The organism is Cyanothece sp. BG0011 (assembly GCF_003013815.1).
Classification (GTDB): Bacteria; Cyanobacteriota; Cyanobacteriia; order Cyanobacteriales; family Microcystaceae; genus Crocosphaera.
Genome location: NZ_PRLH01000165.1, coordinates 1 through 12,405, shown reverse-complemented (window position 1 = coordinate 12,405; position 12,405 = coordinate 1). Strand labels below are relative to the sequence as shown.

The following is a 12,405-nucleotide window of genomic DNA, read 5'->3' as shown; positions in this document are numbered from 1 at the left end:
TTTCGATTTTGCCGAAATTGGAACCAAACAGATTCCTTTGACTCCTTGTTCGGGTGAAAGTCCATCGGTTGAGGGTAACATCATTAATATCGACTCCACTCAAAACCTATCTCCCGAAACTGCTACCAAGATCACTCTTCCTGCTGGAACCTACACCCTTCATGTCATTGGTCAAGCCGATGGTGGTAACTATGATGCCTGGACTCGGACTGAGTTAATTGATGGGTGCGATAGCAATGGGGAACATTGCACCAAAGGTTGGGAACACAAGTATTTTTATCAATTAGGAAATACGGACTCGGTTAAAGTCGATCGCACAGATCGTTATTCGACAGCTAGTGCTGCTTTAGCTAACCCCCCCGCCGATGTTAGCTTTACTCTGACAGAAGACACGGAAGTACAATTCTATGTGGTAGATGGAGGAGATCCTACTAATAATCAAGGTGGTGTTTCTTTGCAGGTTATTAGTCAATCCTAATCCTCTTTTGAAACATTGCTAAGACTTATATCTTGCACCTTCGATTACACCCCCCACACCCCCCACACCCCCCTTTATAAGGGGGGCAGGGGGGTAAGGGGCAGGGGGGGTAAGGGGCAGGGGGGGTAAGGGGCAGGGGGGGTAGGCAAGAGGCAAGAGCGGTGAGACCCCGCGCCTTCGCATCTGCGCAAGGGAACGCTCACCAAGACAGGCAAAAGTATCTTATTTTAAGGCTAACTGCTTGAACATTGACTGTCTTCTTTTTAGCTATTAAGTTATTTTGTAAGGCGTGAAAGATGTCAGTAATACAGTTGAGCGATCGCCTTTTTCAAAAAAAGCGATCGCTGACAATCATAAACTCAATTAATTTGATTAACCTTTGCTTTTAGACTTCTGCTTTAACTTGCGTTTGAAATGGCTACCAAAAATAACAGCAGTTCCAGCACCGAGAATGGTTAAAGGTTCAGGAACCGGTTCAGAGGTGGTGGGAATAACCTCTGCTTCTACAAGCAGATTATCAAACCCTGTAGCCCGTTGTTCGACAACCCCATTGGTTTGTGCGGTACTGACTGGATCTAACAGAAATGTTACGGTTCCCGTTTGTGTCCCAAGGGAGTCTAAAGACCAAGACAGTGCTACCGGTCCAGTAGTCCCGGCACTCGGTCCGGCGGTGGCTCCAGCAAAGGTTCCTAAGGAGCTAAAAGAACTACCCCCATCAAGACTAAAGTATAAGGTCCAATCAGTGGCAGATGTACCAGAACCTAAACTATTAAACGCATAAGTATCAATACTGGCCGTTTGCCCAGTAAAGTCGAAGGTGGTTCCCGTCGAGGGGGTAACATCAAAAGTGAACCAAGTTGATTCTCCAGTTGTACCCGTTGGGACTCCCGTATCACCTTCACGGTTAGAAGAAAGGGCTAAAAAGTTACCTGTATTTCCTGTGAATAAATCTCTATTTAAGGGATCTTGATTAGGAGCACCTACAGCCCCGGTTCCGATGGCATTGTCGAACAAAATAGAGGTTGTCCAGTCCGTTTGCGCCGAACCATCAATATCAGCTTGTGTGCCACTGAGATTATTAGGCTCAAAGTCATAATTAGCAATGACCGCAGCGTGAGCGGATTGACCTAAAGCGAGAAATCCTGCCATCAAAACAAGACTATTAAGAATTTTCATCAACTTAGTTTGACCAAATAAAAAACACAGATTTCTTATATCACAGTTAATCAATAAATTTCAGCCTAAAAAGTATTGATTTAGTTGAAAATTATTTTTTTTACAGTACAAAAAGTCTAAAAAGTCTAGAAAGAACAAAAAATATAAAAAGTATATCAACTGTATCAATTAATGGTTATAGTAGGTAAAACAAGAAAGGTTACTAAGATCATTGTAAGTTTGTTCGTCTCAATAATGATGAATATAGAAGTCGCTATTAATCTAGTCAATAAACTGTATTTTGAAGCAAAAGGTCAACCTATCAATAGTATTCAAACCAATTTATTACGAGGAGTTTGGTTTAATCAGTCCTACGAGGAAATCGCAGATAATTGTTATTGTTCAATGTCTAATATCAAGATGATAGGCTCAACATTCTGGACAGAACTATCACAAATTTTAGGAGAAAGAGTCACTAAAAAAACAGCTAGAGCGATTTTAGAAAATTATTATCAAGAACGTAAAACAGGGAAAGTAAGAAAATCATTACTTAATCATCAACAAAAAGATATATTTCCCAGCATAAATGAGACACAAATCGAGCCAACATTTCCTAAACTCGATCCGTGGTTTTCCTCTGAGATATTATGGCGAATGACGGAAAGGTTGGATACTTGTTTAAGAACATTGACTTCGACTTCTAGCAATAATTTAAGTCCCCTTATCTCCCTTTCAGAAAAATTAAAGCTCCTTTATTGTTTGAATGGACAAAACTATTCTTTGAATCGGACTTATTTAGATATTATTGATATTTGTCGGCATATCATTCATGATTTAACCATTCAGTTTCCCCATCAAACCATTATCTTATCTCTATTTAACGAACCGATTTTATCTGAGTATGATCTCACTGTAAATACTTTAATGGATAAAAAGTTAATCGACAATATCCTTAAATATTTACTCGCCAATGCTTTACAATATTCTCATCCCAATAGTACCATTACTCTCGATATCAATATCGAAGATCAACAAGCTATTTTTACAGTGATTGATCAAGGAATTGGTATTCCAAACGATGAATTAGAACAGGTTTTTCAGCCTTTTTATTGTGGGAGTAATGCTTGTAAAAAATCTGGAGATGGTTTAGGATTAACCATTGTAGAAAAAAGTGTCAGATGGCATCAAGGGGAGATATCTGTATCGAGTCAGATAGAAAAGGGTTCTATTTTTACCGTTGTCTTACCAGTAGTTTAACATCATTAAATACTTAAACAAGCTATTCAAAACACCATTGACTGTAATAAAGAGTAAAACAAAGAAGGAACAATTTTTAAATTAGTTCTTAGTTATTTACATTTTTCAAGACTTTTATTTTAATAAACTTTTTAAAGTTCATCAATTTTATGATAGCGTGATCAAGTTCTTAGGTTAGGGCATATTTGATTTTAAATAATATTTAATGATAAAATGACCCTAACTATCACTCAATTAACAAAATCTGCAGTCACCACTCATGTTGAGTTACTTAAACCATATAAAAAGAAGACGAAAACAGATTAAATGGGTAATTATATTAATTATTTTAATGGGTTTAATTATTTTAATGGTTGGAATACTGTTAGGGGAAAACTTACAAACTCCTAGTAATACTAATGTATTGAAAGCTGAAAATAAACCCGTTATTTTAAATAACGAAACTGTTAAATATAGCATCGGTTTGAATTTAGAGATTTTAGAAGATCAGAGTCGTGAATTAACCATTGAAGATGTAACTTCTTCTGATTATTCAAGTCAATTTGTACCTAACTATCAAGAAACACCTAACTTGGGTTTTTCTAGCAGTAATTTCTGGATCAGATTTTCGGTCAAAAATGAAGCTAATACCGATAAAAAATGGTTATTGGTACTGAATGATGCGCGGATGGGTTATATTGACTTTTATATTCCTTCTCAAGAGCAATCAGGTTTTATTGTTAAAAAAACAGGTAAAGCTTTTCCTTTTAAAACCAGAGATATTCCCCATCATAGCTTTGTTTTTAACTTACCCATATCACAAAAAGAAGCAACGACATTTTATTTTAAAATGCATACAGTTACAACCGCTTTTATTCCTTTATTCATTTGGGAAAAAGAATCGTTTTTAAAAGAAGAAATTAAAATGGTATTTTTCTGGGGATTGAACTATGGGATGCTTTTAATTATGGTAGGATATAATTTGTTTTTATTTATTTGTTTACGAGATAAAAGTTATCTTTACTATCTACTATTCGTAATTCTAATAACCATAAATCAAGGAATGCGTCAAGGATTTTTTGAGCAATACATATTACCCAACTATTCAAGTAATATAGCAGTTCCTTTAATTACGATACCAGCTTTAACAATGCTATTACAATTTAGCAAAGTTTTACTCAATTTAAGAAAATTTTCCTTAGTTTTATATCGCATTATGTCGGGGACTCAACTCTGTTGTTTAATTTTCTATTCTTTACTATTTATTGTCCCTTATTTTGCTAACAAATATTTTAATATTATCGTTCTATTTACTATTATTCTTCTGCTATTAAGTGGTATTTGGATTAATAAAAAGGGATACACCCCTGCTCGATTTTATTTACTAGCAATGATTGTTCCTTTTGTTTCGTTTTTTATTTCAAATTTATCTAATTTTCAGTTAATTGAAGCTACTGCATGGACAGGTGATATTCAATTACCCTCTCTTGTGATTTTAGTCTTATTATTCTCTTTAGCGTTAGCAGATAAAATCAATTTAATCAAAAAAGAGAAAACTGAAGCTTTATTTTTAGCCTTAGAAACCTCTAAGAAAAATGAACAATTAATCCAAGAACAAAATATTATCTTAGAAGCTAAAGTGAATGAAAGAACTCAAGAATTACAGGAGAATGAAAGACAATTAAGAGAAGCAAAGGAAAAAGCGGAAATCGCGAATCAAGCAAAAAGTACCTTTATTGCTAACATGAGTCATGAATTACGAACCCCTCTTAATGCTATTTTAGGGTTTAGTGAATTAATGAATGATTCAGATCAATTATCCCCTGATTATCAAGAAAATATTAATATTATTCATTCCAGTGGTGAACATTTACTCAGTTTAATTAATCATGTTCTCAACTTATCTAAAATTGAAGCAGGTAAATTTACCCTTGAATTAACCAATGTTAATTTATATAAGTTACTAGAGGAAGTTCAAAATATTTTTAAACTTTCTGCTCAAAATAAAGGATTAAAATTATCTTTTACCAAAGATTCTAATCTTCCTCAATGGATTAAAACCGATGTCACTAAACTAAAACAAATCTTGATCAATCTATTAGGAAATGCAGTTAAATGTACCCATTCTGGTAGTATATCTTTACAAGTATCTACTGAAGATAATCAACTTATTTTTGAGGTTAAAGATACAGGAATTGGCATTCCTCACAATGAACTCAAAAATATTTTTAAGGCTTTTTATCAATGTTCCCATTCCCATCAATCTCAAGAAGGAACCGGATTAGGATTAACCATTAGTTCTAAATTTATTCAATTAATGGGAGGAGACATCAGCGTTAATAGCGTCGTGGGTAAAGGCACAACTTTTCGCTTTTATATTAAACTAATTGAGATAGAAAATCGTGAAATTATCCCTCAATCAAATCAACAAAAAGTAATGGCTTTAGAAGTCAATCAACCCCAATATAAAATTTTAATTGTAGATGATAATTTACCTAATCGTCGCCTATTATTAAAGCTATTACAGCCTTTAAACTTTTCCCTTAAAGAAGCGACAAACGGACAAAAAGCCATTAATATCTGGCAAGAATGGTGTCCCGATTTAATTTTTATGGATATTAGAATGCCGGTGATGGATGGTTTTCAGGCAACAGAATACATTAAAAGCACACCCCAAGGAAAAAACACCATAATGATTGCCGTTACTGCCAGTGTCTTAGAAGAAAAAGAAACCCTGATTTATCAAGCAGGGTGTGATGGATTGATTCGTAAGCCTTTTGATGATGACGAAATTTTTGAGGCGTTACATAAACATTTAGGGGTACGTTATCTTTATAAATCTTCTGCATCTTCTCAGTTATTGTCAACCTCAGAAGAACCTTTATCAGTTGAAGCGTTACCAAAAACTTGGTTAAACCAAATGTATGAAACCATTGTTAAAGGAGATATCATATTAGCCTCAGAACTCATTCAAGAAATTAGTCGAGATGCTCCAAAGTTAGGGGAAAAATTAAACCAATTACTAGATAATTATGAGTTTGAGGAACTATTAAACTTAACTGAACAAAAGAGCAATAATTGATAATCACTCAGTATAAAAGTTAAGAAAAGAGGGAATTATGATGACTGAAATCAAAGATAAAACCGTTAAAATTTTAATTATCGATGATAATCCAAGTAACCTAAAACTACTGACAAAAATATTATTTGAACAGGGTTATGGGATTAGAATTGCTCCCAGTGCGAAATTAGGTATTAATAGTGTCATGGCCGAAGTTCCTGATTTAATTCTTTTAGATATTAAAATGCCAGATATGGATGGTTATACCGTTTGTCAAGAATTAAAAGCTAAAGATAAAACCCGCGATATTCCAGTTATTTTTATGAGTGGATTAGAAGATACAATGGATAAAGTCAAAGCGTTTAAAATGGGAGGCGTTGATTATATTGTCAAACCCTTTGACACAGAAGAAGTGATTGTTAGGATAGAAAATCAGTTACGAATGAGTCGAAAAATTCAACAACTCAAAAAGCATAAAAGCATAAAAGAACTAAAACCCGATGATTAGATAACCAAGATGACAGATAACAATTTACACTTAAGTTGATTGCATACTGTGTTTTGATTTTGGATAGGAATGTTTGATATTTCGGGAGTAGTTAATTAAATCACTATGTCTGACCCCTCAATAAGAATGAGAGAACTGCATAAAATGCTCCTAACAAGTAGATTAATTAAACTATTAATAGCGATGGTTTTAGGTTTTTTGCTCTTGTTGAGCTTTGGTAAACATAAGAGTTATAGTTATCAAGTTAAGTCTCAATCTCACCCTGTTATTTTAACCAATGAGACGGTTAAAACTTCCCTCAGTTTCAACTTAGAAATTTTAGAAGATAAGAGTCGTGAATTAACCATTAATGATATTACTTCTCCACCATATGAAAATCAATTTATTCCTAACCATCAAGACCCCCTAACTTGGGTTTTTCTAGTAGTAATTTTTGGGTCAGATTTTCGGTAAAAAATGAAGCCAATACCGATAAAAAATGGTTATTGGTACTTGATGATGCGCGGATGGGTTACATTGACTTTTATCTTCCTTCTCAAGAGCAATCAGGTTTTATTGTCAAAAAAACAGGTAAAGCTTTTCCTTTTAGAACAAGAGATATTCCTTATCACAGTTTTATTTTTAACTTACCGATAGACCCAGGAACAAAAAAGACATTTTATTTGCGATTTAATAGTGTGAGTACCGTATATTTCCCGTTAGCTATCTGGGAAAAACAAAGTTTTTTTCAAGAAGAAAATAAAATTTTATTTGTTTGGGGATTACAGTATGGAATGCTTTTTGTTATGGTAGGCTATAATTTTTTCTTGTTTCTTTCTTTACGAGATAAAAGTTATTTTTATTATGTTATCTTGGTGTTTTTCTTAGCAGCAAGTCAAGGAATTCGTCAAGGTTTTTTTGAACAGTATATATTAACTGACTACGGAAGTAACTTATTGGTTCCCTTAAATGCAACGGCAACTTTGATTATAGGATTACAATTTGGTATAGTATTTCTCAATTTGAAAACGAATTTCTTGGTCTTATACTGGATAGCCAGAAGCACACAATTGTTCTGTTTAATGTTGTATGCTTTCTTGCCTATTTTTCCCTATGCTGTCAATGAAATTGGAACCTTTGTTTTGTTAATCGTTATTATAATTCTTTTGCTTGGTGGCATTGTTTCTTATCGAAAAGGATATCAACCTGCTCGATTTTTCTTGTTAGCTGTAATCTTTCCTTTTATTTCTTTTTTTATTTCAAATTTATTAAGTTTGTTTCAGTTTTCCACTGACCCATGGATATTTGATAGTCAGTTAACTTCTATTGTGTTTTTGGTTTTATTATATTCTTTGGCTTTAGCTGATAGAATTAATTTAATTAAAAAAGAGAAAACAGAAGCCTTATTTTTAGCCTTAGAAGCTTCTCAGAAAAATAAAAAATTAATCGAAGAACAAAATATTATCTTAGAAACTAAAGTTAATGAACGGACTAAAAAATTACAACAACGAGAAAAAGAATTGAGAAAAGCCAAAGAAAAAGCCGAAGCAGCCAACCAAGCAAAAAGTACCTTTATTGCTAATATGAGCCACGAGTTACGGACTCCTTTAAATGCCATTTTAGGCTTTAGCCAATTGATGGAAAATTCCGAAGAATTATCCTCTAGCTATCAAGAAAATATTCATATTATTCATTCCAGTGGCGAACATTTACTGAACTTAATTAATAATGTTCTAAATTTATCGAAAATTGAAGCAGGGAAATTCATCCTCGAACCCACAAAAGTTGATATTTATCAATTACTTGAAGAAGTGAAAAGTATCTTTATCCTTTCTGCTGAAAATAAAGGATTAAAATTATCTTTTAGTAAAGATTCTAAGGTTCCTCAATGGATTAAAACCGATGTCACAAAATTAAAAGAAGTCTTAATCAATCTCTTAGGAAATGCCATTAAATTTACTCCTTCTGGGGGGGTATATTTACGAGTAACGAGAGACAATAATTATCTTAATTTTGAGATTGAAGATACAGGTATTGGTATTTGTCAAGAGGAACTCAATAAAGTTTTTCAATCTTTTTATCAATGTCAAAATTCATTACAACGTCAAGAAGGAACCGGATTAGGATTAACCATTAGTAAAAAATTTATTGAATTAATGGGAGGAGAAATAAGGGTTAATAGCGTCGTGGGTAAAGGCACAACTTTTCGCTTTTATATTGACTTAGTTGAAGTACAAAATTATCAAGTAACTTCCCAATTTAATCACCAAAAAATTATTGGTTTAGAACCCAATCAACCCCAATATAAAATTTTAATTGTAGATGACAATTTACCCAATCGTCGTCTATTATTAAAACTATTACAGCCTTTAAATTTTTCTCTTCAAGAAGCGACAAACGGACAAGAAGCCATTAATCTCTGGCAAGAATGGTGTCCCGATTTAATTTTTATGGACATTAGAATGCCAGTAATGGATGGCTTTCAGGCAACAAAATATATTAAAGCCAAACTCCAAGTAAAAAAGACAATTATTATTGCTGTTACTGCCAGTGTCTTAGAAGAAAAAGAAACCCTCATTTATCAAGCAGGGTGTGATGGATTGATTCGCAAACCCTTTGATGATCACGAAATTTTTGAGGCGTTACATAAACATTTGGGGTTACGTTATACTTATAAATCTTCTGTATCTTCTCAATTATTATCAACTTCAGATGACTCTTTATCCCTTGAAGAGTTACCCGAAAGCTGGTTACCACAAATGAATGAAGCAATTGTCAAAGGTGATATTATCTTAGCCTCAGAACTCATTAATCAAATTCGTTTAGATTATCCAATCTTAGGGCAACAATTAACAGAATTACTCCATAACTATGAATTTGAAGAACTGTTAAGATTAACGGAAAGGAAACAATAAAATTAGACTTTTTAGACTTTTTAGACTAACCATCTTCTTTGGATTTTGTCTTCATTATTTGTCTCAAATTTTCATAATCAAATCCCTGTATTAGTCGTAATTGCATAATTATTATCTTCTAAAAATTAAGAGATAAATTCATCTATCTCAACAGTTAACGTGATAGTTTGCTCAAGTTTTGGGGAATATTAAGTATATGGGGTGATGACCATGAACAACGTTGCTTAGATGAGAGAAAAGGCTTTTTTTCTCGATGCTGAATGTCATTTCCTTTCTAGTCCTTTCTATGTTCAAAAATAGCCCATGAATTCCTTGATCAAACTACAAAACCCTCCCCAACCCAATGAAACCCCAGCCAATGCTATGACAAACCCTGCCTTCTGGCAAGCATTGGAAACTGAGTTAGTCTACATTCAAGATAGATCAGGAAAATACTTATCATTTTACGGAGACTTAGGGGAAGAATTGACCATCGAACCCGAAGAGATTATCGGCTTTTTTCCAGAACAAAGCCTCAAACCAGTCCTACCAGAAGCTTATTATGAAAGGATTAGACGGGTTTTAGAAAGAAAAATCCCCGAACAGTGTTATTGTCAATTTGAATATAGAGGTCAATCCTTTCCCCTAGAATTAGTGATCAGCCCCATCTTTAAGAAAGAAAAACCAGCCACCGCCGTATTAGTGATGGGACATCGCTTACAAGACAGCGACCTCAGTTTAATTAATAATTCCGCTTTACCCACCCATCCCGATCCCTATCAAAAACTCCTGACTAAAATTGCCAGAAAAATTCGACGAACCCTGAATTTAGAAACCATTTGGCAGCAAACCGTAGATAGTCTAGGAGAAGCCTTGCAAGTGAGTCGTTGTCTCATGGTTGCTATCGGCCCAGAGCAAGACTATTTAGAGGTTAAAGCAGAATATTGTACCCCCTGTTGTACCTCAGAACTAGGAAATCGTTTCAGTCCAGAAAAAGACCCGTGGTGGCAACAAGCCTTAAGCAAACGAGAACCGGTCATTTTTGAACATTTAGTCGACGATTGTCATCAAATCCAATCGATTTTAATTATTTCCACCTTCTATCAAAATCAACGGAATGGTTTGATTTGTTTGCAACAATGCGATCGCAGTCGCTATTGGTGTCCGGCGGAAATCGAACTGATTCAAGAATTAGCCGATCAAGTGGGAACGGCCATCGCCCATGCCACCCTGTATCAAGAACTCGAACAAGCCACCCTAGCAGCAGAAGAAGCCTCTCGTCTCAAAAGTGACTTCTTAGCCAGCACCACCCACGAATTAAGAACCCCTCTCAATGGGATTATTGGCTTTCTCAAACTAATTTTAGACGGCATGGCCGATGATGCCCAAGAACAACAAGAATTTCTCGAAGAGGCCCATAAATCAGCCCTACACCTCCTCAATCTCATTAATGATATTCTCGATATTGCCAAAATTGAAGCCGGTAAAATGGATCTCGAATTAGGGTCTGTCGAACTCGCCGAATTATTCCAAGCCGTGGATAACTTTACCTTACCCCAAGCTCAACGCAAACATCTAGAGTTTCGCAGTAAACTACCCAGTACCTTAACCCCCATTGTGGTTTACGGTAATTATCAGCGACTACTACAAGTGATGCTCAATTTAGTCAGTAACGCCATTAAATTCACCCATGAAGGTAGTATTGTGGTAAATGCAGAGATCGTCAAAAAGAAAATAGACCACCCAGATCAAGCATTTCCCGGTCTAGTGAAAGTCAGTGTCACCGATACCGGTATCGGGGTTTCCCTCGATAAACAAGCCAAACTCTTTGAAAAATTTGTGCAAGTCGACGGGTCTCATACCAAAGCCTACGGAGGAACTGGACTGGGTTTGGCCATTTCTCAAAAGCTTGTACAAGCCATGGGGGGACAAGTGGAATTTTATAGTATGGGAGAAGGACTCGGTTCAACAGTGACTTTTACAGTCCCCCTCGAACAAATGCCCGTCATTAAAACGGTAAAATCCTCTTAAACCCCAAGTTACTACCCAGTTGACCTGAAAAAACTCTGACAAAGTCTGATGTTAAAATTAAACTATTCTTTAGTGTCAACTATAAGGTGATCCGTGACTACATCATTACCCGACTTACCCATCGAAGAACTGGAAGAAGGAGGTTCCTCCGAAGGCAAAGGACTAAATTTTCGTCCCTATTTACGAACTGTTCTCAGAAAAGCTTGGTTAATTGGCGGATTGACCTGTTTGACAACCTTAGGCGCTTGGCTCTGGAGCAGCCAAGATCCTTATACGTATACAGGTAACTTCTTCTTACTGGTTGAACCCATCACCGCCAGTGGCAAACTCACTAACCCCACTACCCTCACCCGCACCGAAGGGGTTCCCCGTGACGATTTATTTGCCTTAGATTATCCGACGAATCTAGTCTTCCTCACCAGTCCAGGAATGACCTTGGAAATTGCTCAACAAGTACATAGTAAAGAACGCATCCGAAAAGTGCCGGCAATTTGGAAAGATATACGAGAAAATTTAAAAGTTGATCGCGCTCGAGTTGGACAAGGAAGAGGTTCCGACACAAAAATCTTTCAAGTCTCCTACACAGGAGAAGACCCCCAAGAAGTACAAACCATTCTACAAACCGCAGCGGATGCTTTTTTAGACTATAGTTCTGAAGATAGAGAAACCAATATCAAAGCAGGGGTGAAATTTATTGATGAACAACTGCCAGACTTACAAGAAAGATTACAAAAACTCAAAGCAACACAAAAAGAACTCAGACAAAATTACGAATTAATTGATCCATTACCGAAAAACCAAGAAGTTCTTACCCAAATTAGTACCTTAGAACAACAAAAATTAAACCTCAATACTCAACTTCAAGCTCAAAGAAAAGTCGCCAATTCTCTACAACAACAATTAAACTTATCTCCTAATGAAGCCTTTGCAGCTGCTACCCTCAGTCAAGATCCCACTAGAGTGGCACTCCTATCTCAATTACAGCAAATCGATAGTCAAATTGCTGTGGCCTCAGCCACTTTCACCGATAACAGTCCCCAAGTTCAGGACTTGCGAGAGCAAC

The 12,405-nt window shown here is 35.4% G+C and carries 9 protein-coding genes; 8 read left to right on the top strand and 1 reads right to left on the bottom strand.

What is annotated here, in order from left to right; all coding sequences use genetic code 11:
- On the top strand, positions 1 to 478 hold a 478-nt coding region (locus C4E06_RS21265), incomplete at its 5' end, for a hypothetical protein (RefSeq protein WP_157951201.1).
- A 372-nt stretch (positions 479 to 850) separates the two neighbouring features.
- Here the strand turns inward: C4E06_RS21265 and C4E06_RS21260 are convergent.
- Positions 851 to 1,654 carry a PEP-CTERM sorting domain-containing protein gene (locus C4E06_RS21260; protein ID WP_107670422.1) on the bottom strand — a complete coding sequence of 268 codons (804 nt, stop codon included), beginning with the start codon at positions 1,652 to 1,654 and terminating at the stop codon, positions 851 to 853.
- A 234-nt stretch (positions 1,655 to 1,888) separates the two neighbouring features.
- On the opposite strand from C4E06_RS21260, the gene C4E06_RS21255 reads away from it, so the two are divergent.
- The 7 genes from C4E06_RS21255 to C4E06_RS21225 all read left to right on the top strand — a co-directional run.
- Positions 1,889 to 2,890, top strand: a complete 1,002-nt coding sequence (locus C4E06_RS21255) for a sensor histidine kinase KdpD (RefSeq protein WP_157951199.1) — start codon at positions 1,889 to 1,891, stop codon at positions 2,888 to 2,890.
- A gap of 259 nt (positions 2,891 to 3,149) precedes the next feature.
- The gene (locus C4E06_RS21250) at positions 3,150 to 5,951 is read left to right on the top strand and encodes a hybrid sensor histidine kinase/response regulator (protein WP_107670420.1); all 2,802 of its coding nucleotides are present in this window, start codon (positions 3,150 to 3,152) and stop codon (positions 5,949 to 5,951) included.
- 37 nt (positions 5,952 to 5,988) lie between these two features.
- Positions 5,989 to 6,438 carry a response regulator gene (locus C4E06_RS21245; RefSeq protein ID WP_107670419.1) on the top strand — a complete coding sequence of 150 codons (450 nt, stop codon included), beginning with the start codon at positions 5,989 to 5,991 and terminating at the stop codon, positions 6,436 to 6,438.
- Positions 6,439 to 6,621: 183 nt separating this feature from the next.
- Entirely contained in the window at positions 6,622 to 6,891 is a 270-nt protein-coding gene (locus C4E06_RS21240) for a hypothetical protein (RefSeq protein WP_107670418.1), read from the top strand.
- Positions 6,849 to 9,332, top strand: a complete 2,484-nt coding sequence (locus tag C4E06_RS21235) for a hybrid sensor histidine kinase/response regulator (RefSeq protein WP_107670417.1) — start codon at positions 6,849 to 6,851, stop codon at positions 9,330 to 9,332. Before C4E06_RS21240 ends, C4E06_RS21235 begins: the two co-directional genes overlap by 43 nt.
- Before the next feature lie 303 nt (positions 9,333 to 9,635).
- Entirely contained in the window at positions 9,636 to 11,342 is a 1,707-nt protein-coding gene (locus C4E06_RS21230) for an ATP-binding protein (protein WP_107670416.1), read from the top strand.
- A 93-nt stretch (positions 11,343 to 11,435) separates the two neighbouring features.
- Positions 11,436 to 12,405, top strand: a 970-nt coding sequence (locus tag C4E06_RS21225) for a hypothetical protein (RefSeq protein ID WP_339377028.1), incomplete at its 3' end; no start/stop codon positions are given.

What these genes read in the sequence shown, in the direction of transcription:
- C4E06_RS21240 (WP_107670418.1), top strand. Translation starts at nt 6,622, where the DNA reads ATGGTTTTAGGTTTTTTGCTCTTGTTGAGCTTTGGTAAACATAAGAGT.
- C4E06_RS21260 (WP_107670422.1), bottom strand. Translation starts at nt 1,654, where the DNA reads ATGAAAATTCTTAATAGTCTTGTTTTGATGGCAGGATTTCTCGCTTTA.
- C4E06_RS21250 (WP_107670420.1), top strand. Translation starts at nt 3,150, where the DNA reads ATGTTGAGTTACTTAAACCATATAAAAAGAAGACGAAAACAGATTAAA.
- C4E06_RS21245 (WP_107670419.1), top strand. Translation starts at nt 5,989, where the DNA reads ATGATGACTGAAATCAAAGATAAAACCGTTAAAATTTTAATTATCGAT.
- C4E06_RS21255 (WP_157951199.1), top strand. Translation starts at nt 1,889, where the DNA reads ATGATGAATATAGAAGTCGCTATTAATCTAGTCAATAAACTGTATTTT.
- C4E06_RS21230 (WP_107670416.1), top strand. Translation starts at nt 9,636, where the DNA reads ATGAATTCCTTGATCAAACTACAAAACCCTCCCCAACCCAATGAAACC.